This window comes from Neobacillus sp. SRL179 (genome assembly GCF_984799095.1).
The window spans coordinates 4,615,648-4,631,276 of sequence record NZ_OZ481792.1; the positions used below are offsets into that span (position 1 = coordinate 4,615,648).

Below are 15,629 nucleotides of genomic sequence, written 5' to 3' on the forward strand. Positions count from 1 at the left end.
TTTAAAATTTAAGAAAATTTACGGTAGCCGATCGGTGTCATCCCCGTTTCTTGCTTAAACACCGTCATAAAGTGCTTTGGACTTTTATAGCCTGAAAGCTGTGCAACCTCATATACCTTTAAATGAGTCTCCTTTAATAACTTCTTCGCCCTTTTTAAGCGTACCCCCACCATGTATTCCGTAAAGGTCGTTCCTAATTCGGACTTAAACAATTGACCAACATATTGTGGATTCAACTGCACATATTCGGCAATTTGACTAAGGGCAATGTCATTGCTTAAATGGTCATCAATAAATTGAAGAATGTCTTGAAACTGCTTGGAAACAGGCAGACTTTCTGCTTTGTTTTCCTTAAAGATATTTGAAATGGCTTCAGACAGTTCTATCCGGTTAATCGGCTTTAGTAAAAAATCCCGTATGCCAAAACGCATGGCCGTTCTGGCATACTCAAAGTCACTATGGCCACTTAGGATGATAATCGGAACTTCCTTGTATAGTTGTCTCACTTTTGAAATAAAAGTAAGACCATCCATCCCTCCCATGCGGATATCCGTGATGATTAAATGAGGAAGCCGCTGGTGGACAATGGCTACTCCTTCCTCACCGCTTTTGGCTTCCACTACTTGAAAACCGCCCATAACTTGTTCAAGTAAAACTTTTAAACCTTGTCTGATAATAGCCTCATCTTCAACCACTAATATTTCTTTCAATTTCCTCAATCCCCCCTTGCTGAATCGGCATGGTCAAGACAACGGAAAAACCGCGGTGTTCTTGACCCTCTACCCTCATTCCGTACATTTTTCCATAAAGCAGTTGGATGCGTTCATGCACATTTGGCAATGCAATCCCACTATGATGTTGAGTTGGATTGGTTTGACCTGTTTCCAGTGACTGCCTTAGCTCCTCCAACCTTTCAGCTGTAATTCCTTTGCCATTATCAGCAATCATGATCTCTATATGATCCTTCTTTCTGGCTGCTTGGATGACAATCCGTCCGCCTTGTCCAAAAAGACCGTGGATAATGGCATTCTCTATAAGCGGCTGCAAGACGAGTTTCGGAATGAGGATCGAATATAAAGACGGTTCAATTTCTTCCACATATTGAAGCTCCTCCCCCATCCTCACCTTTTGAATCGCCACATAGGAATGAATAAAATCTAGTTCTTCCTTTAAAGTGACTATTTTGGAAGAGTTATCAATGGTATACCGCAATAATCTGCCCAGAGAGGAAACCATATCAGATACTTCCAAATTCCCCTTGGTTAAAGCAAGCATATTAATGGTCTCAAGCGTGTTGTAAAGGAAATGAGGATTCATTTGACTTTGCAATGCTTTGATTTCCGCCTCTTTCTCACGCAGCCCTGTTTTATACACTTCTGAAACCAAACGGTCAATTTCATTAATCATATGATTGAATCCCTTTCCCAACTGTCCGATTTCATCATGGTATTGGATTGATACTCTTTGATGCAGATTGCCTTTTTGTACATTTTCCATCGCTTTTCTTAAGGTATAAATAGAGCTCACCAAAGGTTTGGAAAGCATAAAAGCCAATAGCAGTGAGATAAAAATGCCTATGATAACAATCAGGATCATCACTTTACGAATCTGGTTAACTTCACTTAATATGGCTGCACGTGGAGTTAACATAATCATTTTCACCCCTGAATAGGGCGACTCATTATAGACCACCAAATACGTTGTATCTTTAATGGTAATATTCATATGAGTGTTTTCTTTGAACTGGTTGACTTTGGATAAAACCGTCTTCCCCATAAGTGAATCATTTTCTTTTGGATAAATGAATTGATTTTCCGAGTTTAAAATAAACATACGGCTGGCTATATTTGTCCCGCTTAAAATATCTTGAATTAATTCCTGCTTTAAATCGATCTTGATAATCCCCAAGGGTTTATACGACTCCGGGTCTCTAATCAGCCTCGCAACAGAAAAAACAGTGACATCTTTACGTAAATAATAATTGGGCTGGTGGAGGGGAAGCAGTACCCACTCCCCGTCTGCCTTACTTATTTTCCTCATCCATTCACTATTTCGATCAAATACTTTAAGCATGACGGTATTAGAATCTAAATTACTGAAGATGGTTCCATCATTCGCCATGAGATGTATGCCCTTAATCTCATTTCTCATATGAATCAAACTAGAAATATATCGCCATAATGTAATTCTTTCATTGGCAGGTGGAAACATCGTTTTATCACTTGGTGTTTGGTGATTTTGAAGAATATCCATTACTTCTTGATTATAGAGCGGGGATAATGAAATGATTTGCATCTCTTTCAGATACCGGTCCAAATTTCGATTGATTTGGACAGCCAATTGGATTTGATACTCCTCCGTACGTTCCTGAGTTGACTTTGCCACGTGATAATACGTAATACTTCCAAGAAGTGCTCCCGTTAGTAAGATAAGAATGGAGAAAACGAGAACTAATTTAACACGATATGGAAGTGATAATAATGATATTTTGATATTTTGTTTACTAATCCTCAACTTCATCCAAATCCCCTTCACCCTTCACTCTACTTACTATCTTTCTACTTCTTTCTACATTTTTAGCATAAATTCCTTTGTTGGGTGTGAAGAATAGCTGATTGCCCCCATTTATCCTAACTTACAACCTAGTACCTATTTTTAGTAGATAGATGAACCCCTGGTTCTGGTCCATGCTCCCTAAGTTTTTAGGATTCGCAAGCCCTAAACAACTCCCAATATAAGGGAATAAGTGTTTGCCATAGGTTGGTAAATATGTGAAAATAGTAATACACTATTAAGAACTTAGTAATATGAAAAAATAGTAGTGGTTTTTGTGAATAAGGGGGAGAAAAATGAGTAAGAGAATAGCACTATTTACCTTGCTATTTACTTTTATGTTTGGAACATTCGTCTCTGCACATCCAGGGCGAACGGATTCAAACGGAGGCCATACATGCCGAACAAATTGCGGCAATTGGGGGCTTAGCACGGGAGAATATCACTATCATAACGGCGGAGGCACCACATCAAAAAGTACTACTAGTAGCAAAAGCACCAATATCAATGATAAGGATTGTACAGACTTTGCCACGTACGATGATATGATCGCCTATTGGAATTCCAAGGGGTACTCAGCAACCAACGACCCTGAAAATCTAGATGGCTGGGGTAATGGTGTGGTAGATGACGGGATCCCTTGTGAAGCACCAAGTGGATATGATCTGACATTGATCAACAATAGTTCCGAGCAAAAGGCCCACATACAAGCAGAACAAGACAATCAAAAGGGAGAAACAGCTGGATATCAAGCGGGTCTGAAAGATGGATACCAAGAAGCATCTAGTAATATGACCACTTCCGCTGGCTCCGAGGATTACAATGTTGGCTATTCTGTTGGTTACAAAAAGGGATATGATGAAGGAAAAGCAAAAATTGAAGCAGAAAAAACAAATGCAACCAATCAAGGGTATGCTTTAGGACAGAAACAAGACATAATCGAGATTCCTACTACATATGCCTCACATGCAGGTCTGAAAGCGGCCTTTGAAGGTGGATTTAATAAAGCTGTATCGGAACGAGTCGAAGCCAAGAAAAAAGAATTAACTAGCTTAGGGTATGCCGACGGGAAAAAGGATGTAAATTCCCCTCCTACAGATGTCGACGAGATGTATGTTAATGCCTATCAAGAGGGATACAAGCAGGGCCAAAGCGAATTAAAGGAAAGTTATGTAAAGCAAGGCTACGAAGCTGCCTTTACCCTGATAAAATACAAAACTCCTAACCTGGCGAATGAAAAATTTATAAAATGGTATAAAGAAGGATTTAAATCGAATGAAGAAATAGAGAAGATTCAAAATGAGGGCTACTCTTTAGGAAAAACGGGAGATGCATTAAAAATTCCTAAAAAATACGACAAAGCCCAAGTGATCTTCAAACATTACTACAAGATAGGCCTAAAGGAACATGAAGAAAAACAAAGTAACACGAAAAAGGCAGCAGCCGGCGGTGTCGGTGTACTAGCTTTGGGCTGGCTTGGGAGAAGATTCTATATAGCTAAGAAAAAATCAAGTAACAACTCAAAACTATTGAAAAAGTAAAATGAGGAAACTACTATAATTTAGTTGGATTAGAGGATAGCATCGCTGCTATCCTCTTTTTGAATTAGACTGATTTCGATGTTTATTCTTTTTGAACCTAGGGGTCAATCCTAATTGAAATAAAGATCAAGAACATTATTGCTTTGAATCTTATCCCATATTAGTTCTGACATGATAAACTTCCGTCCGTATGGAATGTATACATTCTCATCCGTTTCGATTTGGCTGCTTGAAGTTAAACCGAATCTTTGTAAGACGCTCTCATATGTCCCATTTCCGAATATATGAGCACGGTAAACTTCGGAATAAGGCACTAATTGTGGATTCTCTTTTAATGTTCCGCCTGTTAAATCAATCACTGAATGGGCCAGATGCCTTGGCGTATTGGCATCGATAAACACGGTAAAAGCTGACTTCCTCGGCAATGTGGCTAGCAAATCTTTTGGGAAGGTATCATACTGAACTTTTAAATGAATAGGTAAATTATTAGCGTTTATCGCCTTTTCAATGGGAGATAGTTGTATATGGACGGCCGCTAAATAACTTCTCACCGCCAAGTTTTGATTTTTTAATAGATGGGCTGTTTTTCCTAAACTGATGTATGTCATCATATTATGGGGATCTAACTCCACAGCCTTAATATAGCAATCTTTTGCTGACTCTAAATTGCCAGCCCTTTTATAGGACACCGCTTGATCTAATAACTGATCTACACTACTCATTTACACAACACTCCTACGCTGTTTTAAAAAACTGTTAGTACAAACTTACCACTAAATAACTGTTTTCTATCTTATTCTTTTAAATTTTACAAAAATAACATGTGAATTATACCATATCTTTTGTTATAGTAAAATTACATAAATAGTATGGAAATAGTTCTTTTTTAACAGAAAAGTGGGGGAAGTTATGTTTACAATTCTAATTATTATTGCGGTTATTTGGTTCTTTTCAAGTGCCGGTGGCTCAGGGTCTAGTTCTAGTTCTAGTTCTAGTTACAATTCTAACTCCAGTACGACCACCCGAACGAACTCGTATCAAAATACAAGCAATTCTAGTACTACACCAAGCTATAAAAATATGACTTGTCCACGATGCAGTAAAACCACATCGGTTCAAACCAATAGCCATTCCAAGGTTTGCAGCAGCTGCGGCTGGCAGCTTACCAAGCCTTATGTCCATCAATTTGTGAAATTGGCGGGAGTCACCTATGACGGCAGACAAGGATTAATTTCTAGACTGAGTGTTTACGATAAAGTGACCATTAAACGGGATCGTAATAATGCCTATGACCGGAATGCGATCGGCATTTATAACAGCCAAAATCAAAACCTCGGCTGGGTTCCACGTGATGTAGCGGCTACGCTTGCACCGAAAATGGACGCAGGCCATTCCTTTTTTGCCACGATCAACAAAAAGCTGGGGGGAAATGGCTATCATTATGGATTGGAAGTGTTAGTTTCCACCGATGCCAATAAAGTAGCAAACCATAAGCCAGTTGCTCCGGCCGTTCAAACAAGTAAACTATCATCCTATGCATCAACACCAAGCAGTTATACGAGTCGAAGTTATTTAGATGATGAATATGATGATTATTCATCCCAAAGGTACTTTTGGGATGAGTCAGAACGAGGCAGCGATGACTACGACCCAAGTGAAGACTGGACAGACTTATACGAGTATAGCGAAAATCACTAAGGTCAGGTTCGCAGACTTATTACTCCTGCTAAATAGCAGTTTCCATTCGGAGAACTGCTATTTCCTTTTTAGGGGTCAGTCTTTTTTACTATAATACGACAGATTAGTTGAGGGGGATTTCCTGATGTTTGAGATAAAGCCTTTTCCTGAATTTTCTTGGTCACTATCGCGCCATAAATCATTAATGGATTGCGAAAGGAAATACGCCTACGATTATTATATTAGTCACAATGGCTGGTTACAGGATTCACTTTCCATCTCCAAAGATGCTTATCGGCTTAAAAAAATAACCAACCTCGAAATGCTATTTGGAAATGCAGTCCATGAAATTATTTTCTCAGTCATAAAGCAATATCTTAAATCTCAATACATTCCACCTGAATCTGAATTAGTCGAACGGGTGCGCCAAACACTAAATAACGCCTTTATCGACTCCATGAAACGGCGGTCCCTCTGGGAAGCAAAACCCAAATACTACACCATGCTTCATGAAATCTACTATAACGGTACCCTTCCCGCGGAAAAAGTGGCGGATATTCAAGAAAGACTGGACGTTTGTATGAAACAATTTTTATCAAGTAAAACGTTCACTGACATCAAGAATAAAAAACAAATGAAATTCATCGAAGCTGAGCGCTTCCATTACATGAATCTGCATAATGTGAAGATTACTATTGTGATGGACTTTTTGTACCGTGATATCGAAAATGGCAAATGGATTATCGTCGACTGGAAAACAGGGAAAGAATCATACGAGGACAGACATCAATTGGCCTTGTATGCCTTGTACTTACAACGCCAATTCAACGTCAAGAATCTAGATGAGATTGAAATTCGAAACGAATACCTGCTTCCCGGGACCCATAAATCGTACAGCCTAAGTCAAATAGATCTCGATAAAATGCAAGAAATGTTTGGATTAAGCATCGATGCCATGCTGAGTTACCTTGAAAAACCAGAAGATAATCAGCCCTATGGTCTCAACTACTTTTCAAAAACAGAACACACAAAAAAGTGCGATCGCTGTAATTACAAAGAGCTATGTGAAATGTACTAAACATTTGAAAGAGGGTATTAAAACATGTCAATGTCAAAATCAGAAGCTAGAAACTTTATTGAAAGTGAAGAGGTACAAAGCTTAATCGATAATTATGTGACGGTTGCTTTTGATAATATTTTGGTTCACTTCGCCAATAATCCTAGTCTTGGCTATATGAGAGTGGAATCTCCAGAGGAAGTAAATGATTTAGCATTATCCGATTTCTTTGAGCTCTATTATACAGATGATGATACTTTTACAAAGCTTTATCCGAAGCAGACGCTTTATGGTGAGGCTTCTCTTAGTAAGCACTTTCGAAGCGCCATCGGTCCCATTGTCGTTTTTGCCGTTGAGGCCTATATGGGAGTCGAAGAGCACCACTTATGGCAGAACGAATCTAACCTTTATGAAGCCTGTTTCGAAGCAGCAGGTCTAAAATATTTCAACCTCATGTCTTATAACGATTTATATACAATGGCTAGGGATCTTCCCGATCGAATGCTAAACATCATGCGATTCTTTAATGAGTAAAAGCTGAGATCAAAGGGTAGTTCTTTTGGCTTTTTTCAAAATAAAAGTCTAAAAACTATCCCTTTTTTCTACATCCCATTTCTTCCGTTTCGCGTCATGACGGGCACTAGTATTTTTATTGTTGACTAATTACCATAATTAGGATAGGATTGAAATATAAGCTATCTTGTTTTGCAAGGTAGCTTTTTTCACAAAAAGTATCTTGTATAACAAGATAGTCAAAAAGGACGAATAAACGATGTCTTTAAGAAGCCAATTATTAAAAGGAATTTTAGAAGGATGTATTTTATCCATTATTGAAAAAGAAACAGTTTATGGGTATGAACTCTCACAGAAACTGCAGCAGTTTGGGTTGAATGACGTGAGTGAGGGATCCATTTATCCGATTTTACTACGGCTGCAAAAGGAGGAATTGATCAAAGGGGAAATGCGGGCCTCCCCTTCTGGTCCTAAACGAAAATATTATCATCTGACCCAGCTGGGGAAAAAGTCATTAGCTGAAGTTCGAGAGGAATGGAGAAATATTCAAAAACCGGTCGATCAATTGTTAAATAGGGGGCTTAACGATGAACGCTAAAGAATTGATTCAACTAAATAATCAAAAACGAAAAGAATTGACGAAGGAAAACGAAGAATATTATGGTAAGATGCTCGTTTATATTCGTGCAAATATGGTCGTTTCGGAGCAGCAATCCGAAGAATTATTAATGGAACTTCTCGATCATCTCATTGAGGCGCAGGCAGATGGAAAGCGTGCCGTAGAGGTATTCGGTGAGAACCCAGCAGCTTATTGTGATGAAATGATTAAGCAGCTGCCTAAAGAACCGGGGAAAAACGCAGCCTTCTTTATCGGTTTTTTGTTAGTGCAGCTAGCTGGCATCATTGCTGTTATGAATGGGATTGGCGACATCATTATTCACTATTTCAAGGATAGCACAGAGCCCGTCTATATCGGGACAGCGATTGGTTCGTTTATAATCATAGCCATGATTATTTTCCTCGATGTGTATGTCATTCTTAAATGGCTGCAACAATCGGTTTACAAAGTATCCAATAAAGTGAATGATTTTTTCTTACTATTTTTCGTCATCACTCTTTCGTTAATCGGGATGGTTTTCCTGCCAAAATTGATCCCTCCTTTTGGTTACGCAATCGAGGTTGGCGGTTTCTTATACCTAGTGGTTGGGGCCGTCATACTCATTCTTTTAAAATGGGCAAACCGCAAATATCATATTACCAAGTAATGGTGATGCGATTTTCAAGGGAAAGTTTGTTTAAAAAGCGGGTGCCTTCCCAACTGGAAAGTAAAGTGCGAAAGCCGGACAGTAAACTTTCAAAAGTGGAAAGTAAATCGGGAAAAGCGAAAAGTAAATTCGTTAAACAGGAAAGTAAACTACCAAAAGAGGAAAGTAAATAGAAAAAGTCTTTTAACATTCGCGGCATGACACGTACGCGCCTAACATAAAAGGCTCAATTTCCTTACTAAACCAGGGAAAGTTTGTTTAAAAAGCGGGTGCCTTCCCAACTGGAAAGTAAAGTGCGAAAACCGGACAGTAAACTATCAAAAGTGGAAAGTAAATTGGGAAAAGCGGAAAGTAAATTCGTTAAACTGGAAAGTAAACTACCAAAAGCGGAAAGTAAATAGAAAAGGTCTTTTAACATTCGCGGCATGACACGTACACACTAACATAAAAGGCTCAATTTCCTTACTAAACCAGGGAAAGTTTGTTTAAAAAGCGGATGCCTTCCCAACTGGAAAGTAAAATGCGAAAACCGGACAGTAAACTATCAAAAGTGGAAAGTAAATCGGGAAAAGCGGAAAGTAAATTCGTTAAACTGGAAAGTAAACTACCAAAAGCGGAAAGTAAATAGAAAAAGGCTTTTAACATTCGCGGCATGACACATACACGACTAACATAACAGGCTCAATTTCCTTATTAAACCAGGGAAAGTTTGTTTAAAAAGCGGATGCCTTCACAACTGGAGAGTAAAGTGCGAAAACTGGACAGTAAACTATCAAAAGTGGAAAGTAAATCGGGAAAAGCGGAAAGTAAATTTGTTAAACAGGAAAGTAAACTACCAAAAGCGGAAAGTAAATAGAAAAGGTCTTTTAACATTCGCGGCATGACACATACACGACTAACATAAAAGGCTCAATTTCCTTACTAAACCAGGGAAAGTTTGTTTAAAAAGCGGATCCCCTCCCAACTGGATAGTAAAGTGCGGAAACCGGACAGTAAACTATCAAAAGTGGAAAGTAAATAGAAAAAGGCTTTTAACATTCGCGGCATGATACGTACACACTAACATAAAAGGCTCTATTTCCTGACTAAAGCAGGGGAAATTGAGCCTTTTCATTTGGAAAAATAGAAACGTTTGAGTTAAAACTTCATCATCTTACATCAGTTTTCATTTTACTCATTAATATAGTCATAAGAACCGTCCCCATGCTCCCCCCTGCCCATAGTCTCATGGTCATTCTAAGAAGAAATACCTGTTTTTGTCCGATTTACAGAATATTCATTCTCTATTAATTTCAGCTTAACAATGCTCCTATATTTTTAAGTAGAAATACATAAAACGTATAGGGGATGATTGAAAAATGAAAAAGGGTTTAATTGCTGGTCTTGCTTGCCTTTCCTTGTCCGTCACAGCAGCAGCGCCATATGCCGTTTTAGCGAAACCGATTGAAATGACCGCAACGGATAATGGACAATCGACATTAAAACCACTAAACTCCGATGTTTCTGTAATTGCTCATCGTGGTGCCTCCGCATACGGCCCGGAACATACACTTGCCGCCTATAAGCAGGCCATGACAATGAAGGCCGATTATGTCGAATTCGACTTACAAATGACCAAGGATGGCCAATTGATCGCCATGCATGATGAAACATTGGCGCGGACAACCAATGCCAAGGATCTTTATCCAGACCGTGCACCATGGCGGGTAAAGGATTTTACCCTTGAAGAAATCAAGGCTCTTGACGCAGGCTCATGGTTTAATAAAGTCTATCCGGATCAGGCGAAACAAGCGTACATCGGCCAGAAGGTTCCAACACTAGAGGAAGCCATTGAATTTGTTAAGCAGCATGGAAACGGCAAAGCCGGCCTTTACATGGAAACAAAAGCTCCAAATGTTTACCCGGGAATGGAAGAGAAAGTAATTGAAATCTTGAAAAAAACTAATGTCCTGGATGAGGAAAAACTGTTCCTCGAATCGTTCAGTGAGGAAAGCCTTCGTAAGGTACACAATCTTGCCCCTAATGTAAAATTGATTCAGCTTTATGATGCAAAAATGCTGAAAGGTAAAGATGTGTCACAGGAGATGAAGCGAATCTCTGACTATGCTTCCGGAGTAGGTCCGAGCAAGGAACTGGTGGTTCCGAAGCTGATGCAAGCGGCACATCAAAACAAGCTTCTGGTTCATCCTTGGACCGTCAATTCTCAGGATGATATGGCCGCACTAACCTCCCTTGGTGTGGACGGGCAATTCACAAACTACCCGGATCGGTTTGAAAATCTCTTAGACAAGCCGTTTATTTCACACGGTGTTGCAAGCGGTGATGTGACCGATTCTTCAGCCATCTTATGGACACGGACAAATAAAGCGGCAAACGTGCAATTTGAAATTTCAACAGACAGCACGTTTAAACATGATACAATCGTGAAAACAAGCCCTGCGGAAATAAAGAACGATTTTACTGTAAAGGTAGAGGTTAACGGATTAAAGCCAGATACGACCTACTACTACCGGGCACATGCGGTTTCCAGTCAATATAACGTAAACGGTACCTTTAAAACAGCACCGGAGGAAAACAGCTTAAAGCCACTCACAATGGTTTGGGGCGGCGATACGGGCGGTCATGGCGAGATTCCGCCATATAAATCGTTCGAAGCGATGTCCGCATTAAATCCAGACTTATTCCTGTACAGCGGAGACACGATTTATGCCGACAGCCCAACCCCGGCTGTACCAAATCCTCCTTCACAAAAGGTAGAGGATTTCTGGGCAAAATATAAGGAAACCCGGACTGATAAAGGTTTCCGCAGCCTCCTGCAAAAAACAGGAACATTCGCCATTTGGGATGACCATGAAGTCACCAATGACTTCTCAGGTCCCTCCCAGCCGCTGACTCCAACTGGATTACATGCGTTTGAAAACTACTTTCCTATTTCAAGTGAACGCAGTGAAGCAGACAAGCTGTATAAACAATACTCTTGGGGCAAAGCGATGGATATGATGATCCTGAATAACCGGGGCTACCGCGCTCCCAACACCCAAGCAGATGGACCGGATAAAACCATGCTTGGAAATGAACAAGTAGAATGGCTGAAGAAGCAGCTGCTAGAATCGGATTCAAAAGTAAAGCTTGTAGCGTCTTCTGTGCCGATCTCCGTTCCAACCGGAAAAGCCCTGTCCAGGGATGGATGGGCAAATGGCGATAATGTAAACCCCAATGATCCGACCGGGTACGAAAGAGAGTTCAAGGAAATCTCTGATTTTATCATCGAAAATGACATCAAAAATGTCTTCTTCGTTACAACGGATGTTCATTTTGCCGAGGTGATCAAATATGATGCCAATCAAGATGGAAAAACGGATTATAACGAATTGATCAGCGGACCAATTGGAGCGGTAAAAATTAATCCAGGCACACTGGATCCAACCTTCGGCCCGGAGCAATTGTATGCAGAAGGCAATTTCTTTAACTTCGGCGTGTTCCGTATCGATCCTCAAGCGAAGCAAGCGATTGTAGAAATTCAGGATGAAAACGGCAAAATTCATTTCAGCCACACCTTCCAGCTGGAAGATTAACCAAAAAATCAGGGGGACGGTTCTCATGCTTGAAAAGTGCACGAGAACCGTCCCCGTGCTCCAGGTCTCTTTCCCTATGCCCCACGTCCTAGAAATCTTTATTCTACTTTTACAATACTTGAACATTTCCTTAATATTCAGACTCTATCATTAGGTGTGTACGGAAAAACGATTAAACAATTGGAGGTACTAGTTAATGAATAAGAGTAAAATATTCGTTCCACTATTAAGTGCAGCAATTCTATTCCCTTCTGCTGTAAATGTCCACGCTAACCCTTTTAAGCCGGTTCCGGTAACATCAGTAGAATTTGTCGGTATGGAGGTTCCTGCTACAGATGCAGAACGTTCTTCTATGTATAGTAAAGCATCAGCCATTGTTACTTTAAAGGATGGCTCAACCAAGACGGTACCATTGGAATATCATTTTTTAACCCGCCCTGGCGAAGTCATTAACGGCAAAATTGTTGGTGCCGCTTATGATGTAAATGGGAATATGATAAAAGATAAAGATGGCAATCCAATTGTTTCTACAGCACCTGATGCGAATTCACTTCTTAATGTAAACGGAAATAGCGGAAAATTATATATGGTCAATCACTTTGAAAGTATGCCTGAAAAGGGCCTTGGAAATATGCCAAAAGCATTGTATTTAAATACTGTAAAACAGGATAAGAAAACCGGTGAACTGAAAATTACCGATATCAATCCGATTGATTTTTCAGCAGATGGCGGAGTTTGGACCCCTTGTGCTGCCGTCTTATCTCCTTGGAATACTCATTTAGGCAGTGAAGAGTACGAGCCGGATGCCCGTGCACACGAATTAAACCCAGCAGGATCCACTGTTACTCAATTCGCACGTAATTACTATCAAGATGCTGCTGCAGTTGGCAATCCCTACCTTTATGGGCATACTACAGAAGTAAAGGTCAGCCCAAGCGGTAAAGCAAACGCTGTAAAACATTACAGCATGGGACGTTTATCCTTTGAAAATGTCACAGTAGCTCCCGATAACCGGACCGTTTACTTTGGCGATGACGGCGGCTATACGATGTCCTTTATGTACATAGCTGACAAAGCGAAAGATTTAACTGCCGGTACCTTGTATGCGGCTAAATGGAATCAAACGAGCGATAAAAATGGCGGTTCTGCTGATATCGAATGGATTAAATTAGGGCACGCCACCGATGCAGAAATAAAAGAATTAGCTCAAAGCCTGACATTCAGCGATATTTTTGCATCCACAACGGATGCAGCCTATGGACAAGCTAATGGATTTACAGAAATCAAGACAAACTCTAATGGCGGCAAGACCACTGAATGGCTGAAAGTTAAGCCAGGTATGGAAAAAGCAGCTGCGTTCTTAGAATCCCGCCGTTATGGGGCTATCCTTGGGGCAACTTCCGAATTCAATAAAATGGAAACATTGACGTTTAACAAGGCTGATAACAAAGTCTATATGTCCATGTCCAATATTGAAAAAGGCATGACCAAAAATGCTGATGATCCGGTAGATGATATTCAATTACCAAAACTTAAAGCCGGTGCGGTTTATGAAATGAACTTGGCAAAGGATCAAATAGACCGTGATGGCAGCTCCATTGGCAGTGATTATGTAGTAACTAGCATGTCTGGCTTAGTGCTTGGTGAAGATCTCGCAACTCCAGATGCAGATGGAAACACAGCTGCTTTAGACAAAATTGCCAATCCAGACAATCTTACTTACTCTGAAGAGTTAAAAACCTTATTCATTGCCGAAGACAGCGGCATGCATACCAATAACTTTGGATGGGCTTATAATGTTGACACCAAGAAACTTTCCCGGATTATTTCAGCTCCGGACGGTGGGGAAGTCACCGGAATTCAAGCAATCGACGATTTAAATGGCAAATCCTATTTAATGGTTGGTTCGCAAAATCCAGGGAACGTTGGTTATATTGATTTATCTTCGCTCGATTCAACTAAATAATGTTCAGGACCGCTGGGAGCCTCTCCCACGGTCTTTTTTTATTTGAACTTATTTGCCAATTCCGGATGGGGAGGTAAAGAGACTTTTTTAAATAACAAACGTCTAATTGTATAAAGGGGGAGGTAATTTTGAAAAAAGTAAAATATTTAATTGCCTTTTTAGGGATTATTTCAATTTTTATAGTGGGCTGTTCAAATGAAAATGAAGAGCAAATCATTGAGGTACAAAAGCGTATTAGTGATGAACCTAAATTCGAAAACTTTAAAAAGATTACCAATAATGGGCAGGTAGAAAAGGTAAGAGACATATTAGACGATATTGATTGGAAAAATGCCCAAGTAAGTATGGTACGCCCAGCTGATTATCAATTTACTTTCCAGTTTACCGATCCCAAAATCGTACAGGAAAAGAATGTTTTGTATGAACTTTGGATAAGTCCAAATAAAGATAAAGTGGAACTCGTAATAGACTCTGAAAGTAAATATATACAATTAGACAAAAATAAGTCAGCAGAACTTTTTAAAATACTTACAGGCAAGGAATTATCTGATGAATGATAATTTGACCTCGCAAAACGGCTCTTAATCTTATTTCAGATTAAAAGCCGTTTTATGTTGGTTTTGAAATCATGTCTTATGATTATCCCCTGAATCGTTCCTCTTGTTTATTTTGCTCTTCAATTTTTACGAATTGAATATCATCACTTATTTTCTTCTCATGCTGATTTTTCATTGTAAGGACGGCTGCTTTCCCGTCACTGGGCGACCCATCCGAAAAGTACATAGGAAATAACGAGAAAAACAGCATATAAAATGAGAAATAAATAAACTGATTCCAAAAGGCTGAATGGTCTAAAGTTCCTTTAGAAATAAGGTTGTTTACCAGAAAGATACCTGCCAAGTTGAATATGGACCCACCAAGGTAAATGAAGGTGTTTGTCACACGATTATCATGCCGTAACGATTTAAACTCACAGGCTCCATTCCAAAAGTAATATTTCCTCACTTCGATATTCCAAAAGGAAAATAACATGGTCCCGCATCCGATTTTGATCTTTTTCTCGGACCCGCCGAAAAGCGTAACAAAAAAAATATGCCCGCTTAAATGGATAAGCGTAACGATAGGCAGGATCACGAAAAAAGAGATGAGAAATTTTATTATGTCTGCGAATCCAAACATGACGATCCCTCCATTCCTTTGAGTAAGTAAAGGGCCATTTTTTATGTACCCGGTAAACAAAGAACATAACTGAGAAAAAATTACAGAATAAGTAGAAGGCCATACCAAGTGGAAAGTAAATGTAGAAAACCGGAAAGTAAACTACCAAAAGGGGAAAGTAAAAAGAGAAAAGCGGAAAGTAAAACCCCGAAACCGGAAAGTAAACTTGCCAAAGCGGAAAGTAAATAGAAGAATCTATTAAAGTTCAACGCGTATCTGGCATACAATCAACGCAAAAAGCTCCATTTCCCTGATTCATCAGGA

At 39.6% G+C, this 15,629-nt stretch carries 13 protein-coding genes; 9 read left to right on the forward strand and 4 right to left on the reverse strand.

Going from position 1 to position 15,629, the window contains the following annotated elements:
* Positions 1 to 8: 8 nt before the first annotated feature.
* Entirely contained in the window at positions 9 to 710 is a 702-nt protein-coding gene (locus tag AC4E8C_RS22740; protein WP_490208899.1) for a response regulator transcription factor, read from the reverse strand.
* Positions 688 to 2,520, reverse strand: coding sequence for a cache domain-containing sensor histidine kinase (locus tag AC4E8C_RS22745; RefSeq protein WP_490208900.1), 1,833 nt, complete (start codon positions 2,518 to 2,520; stop codon positions 688 to 690). Before AC4E8C_RS22745 ends, AC4E8C_RS22740 begins: the two co-directional genes overlap by 23 nt.
* A gap of 329 nt (positions 2,521 to 2,849) precedes the next feature.
* On the opposite strand from AC4E8C_RS22745, the gene AC4E8C_RS22750 reads away from it, so the two are divergent.
* A complete protein-coding gene (locus AC4E8C_RS22750) occupies positions 2,850 to 4,094 on the forward strand; it encodes a YHYH domain-containing protein (protein ID WP_490208901.1) in 1,245 nt (414 codons plus the stop codon).
* A gap of 110 nt (positions 4,095 to 4,204) precedes the next feature.
* On the opposite strand, the gene AC4E8C_RS22755 is transcribed toward AC4E8C_RS22750, so the two are convergent.
* Entirely contained in the window at positions 4,205 to 4,816 is a 612-nt protein-coding gene (locus AC4E8C_RS22755; protein ID WP_490208902.1) for a tetratricopeptide repeat protein, read from the reverse strand.
* Positions 4,817 to 5,003: 187 nt separating this feature from the next.
* Here AC4E8C_RS22755 and AC4E8C_RS22760 point away from each other — a divergent pair, with 187 nt between their 5' ends.
* From AC4E8C_RS22760 to AC4E8C_RS22795, 8 genes are all read left to right on the forward strand, one after another.
* A complete protein-coding gene (locus AC4E8C_RS22760; protein WP_490208903.1) occupies positions 5,004 to 5,792 on the forward strand; it encodes an HIRAN domain-containing protein in 789 nt (262 codons plus the stop codon).
* Positions 5,793 to 5,916: 124 nt separating this feature from the next.
* A complete protein-coding gene (locus AC4E8C_RS22765) occupies positions 5,917 to 6,849 on the forward strand; it encodes a PD-(D/E)XK nuclease family protein (protein WP_490208904.1) in 933 nt (310 codons plus the stop codon).
* A 24-nt stretch (positions 6,850 to 6,873) separates the two neighbouring features.
* Complete coding sequence (locus AC4E8C_RS22770) at positions 6,874 to 7,362, forward strand: hypothetical protein (protein WP_490208905.1); 489 nt, start codon at positions 6,874 to 6,876, stop codon at positions 7,360 to 7,362.
* Between the two features lie 238 nt (positions 7,363 to 7,600).
* Positions 7,601 to 7,939: a PadR family transcriptional regulator gene (locus tag AC4E8C_RS22775; RefSeq protein WP_490208906.1), complete on the forward strand. Its 339-nt coding sequence runs from the start codon at positions 7,601 to 7,603 to the stop codon at positions 7,937 to 7,939.
* The gene (locus AC4E8C_RS22780; protein ID WP_490208907.1) at positions 7,929 to 8,606 is read left to right on the forward strand and encodes a DUF1129 family protein; all 678 of its coding nucleotides are present in this window, start codon (positions 7,929 to 7,931) and stop codon (positions 8,604 to 8,606) included. Before AC4E8C_RS22775 ends, AC4E8C_RS22780 begins: the two co-directional genes overlap by 11 nt.
* Positions 8,607 to 9,964: 1,358 nt before the next feature.
* Positions 9,965 to 12,181: a glycerophosphodiester phosphodiesterase family protein gene (locus tag AC4E8C_RS22785; protein WP_490208908.1), complete on the forward strand. Its 2,217-nt coding sequence runs from the start codon at positions 9,965 to 9,967 to the stop codon at positions 12,179 to 12,181.
* A 196-nt stretch (positions 12,182 to 12,377) separates the two neighbouring features.
* Positions 12,378 to 14,147 carry a PhoX family protein gene (locus tag AC4E8C_RS22790; RefSeq protein WP_490208909.1) on the forward strand — a complete coding sequence of 590 codons (1,770 nt, stop codon included), beginning with the start codon at positions 12,378 to 12,380 and terminating at the stop codon, positions 14,145 to 14,147.
* A 128-nt stretch (positions 14,148 to 14,275) separates the two neighbouring features.
* Positions 14,276 to 14,704, forward strand: a complete 429-nt coding sequence (locus AC4E8C_RS22795; protein WP_490208910.1) for a YhfM domain-containing protein — start codon at positions 14,276 to 14,278, stop codon at positions 14,702 to 14,704.
* 82 nt (positions 14,705 to 14,786) lie between these two features.
* On the opposite strand, the gene AC4E8C_RS22800 is transcribed toward AC4E8C_RS22795, so the two are convergent.
* Positions 14,787 to 15,326, reverse strand: coding sequence for a hypothetical protein (locus AC4E8C_RS22800; protein WP_490208911.1), 540 nt, complete (start codon positions 15,324 to 15,326; stop codon positions 14,787 to 14,789).
* Between the last annotated feature and the right edge of the window lie 303 nt (positions 15,327 to 15,629).

Bases quoted from the DNA above. Each gene is read 5' to 3' on its own strand.
- AC4E8C_RS22760 (WP_490208903.1), top strand. From the start codon at position 5,004: ATGTTTACAATTCTAATTATTATTGCGGTTATTTGGTTCTTTTCAAGT.
- AC4E8C_RS22755 (WP_490208902.1), bottom strand. From the start codon at position 4,816: ATGAGTAGTGTAGATCAGTTATTAGATCAAGCGGTGTCCTATAAAAGG.
- AC4E8C_RS22790 (WP_490208909.1), top strand. From the start codon at position 12,378: ATGAATAAGAGTAAAATATTCGTTCCACTATTAAGTGCAGCAATTCTA.
- AC4E8C_RS22750 (WP_490208901.1), top strand. From the start codon at position 2,850: ATGAGTAAGAGAATAGCACTATTTACCTTGCTATTTACTTTTATGTTT.
- AC4E8C_RS22745 (WP_490208900.1), bottom strand. From the start codon at position 2,520: ATGAAGTTGAGGATTAGTAAACAAAATATCAAAATATCATTATTATCA.
- AC4E8C_RS22780 (WP_490208907.1), top strand. From the start codon at position 7,929: ATGAACGCTAAAGAATTGATTCAACTAAATAATCAAAAACGAAAAGAA.
- AC4E8C_RS22800 (WP_490208911.1), bottom strand. From the start codon at position 15,326: ATGTTTGGATTCGCAGACATAATAAAATTTCTCATCTCTTTTTTCGTG.
- AC4E8C_RS22775 (WP_490208906.1), top strand. From the start codon at position 7,601: ATGTCTTTAAGAAGCCAATTATTAAAAGGAATTTTAGAAGGATGTATT.
- AC4E8C_RS22765 (WP_490208904.1), top strand. From the start codon at position 5,917: ATGTTTGAGATAAAGCCTTTTCCTGAATTTTCTTGGTCACTATCGCGC.
- AC4E8C_RS22785 (WP_490208908.1), top strand. From the start codon at position 9,965: ATGAAAAAGGGTTTAATTGCTGGTCTTGCTTGCCTTTCCTTGTCCGTC.
- AC4E8C_RS22770 (WP_490208905.1), top strand. From the start codon at position 6,874: ATGTCAATGTCAAAATCAGAAGCTAGAAACTTTATTGAAAGTGAAGAG.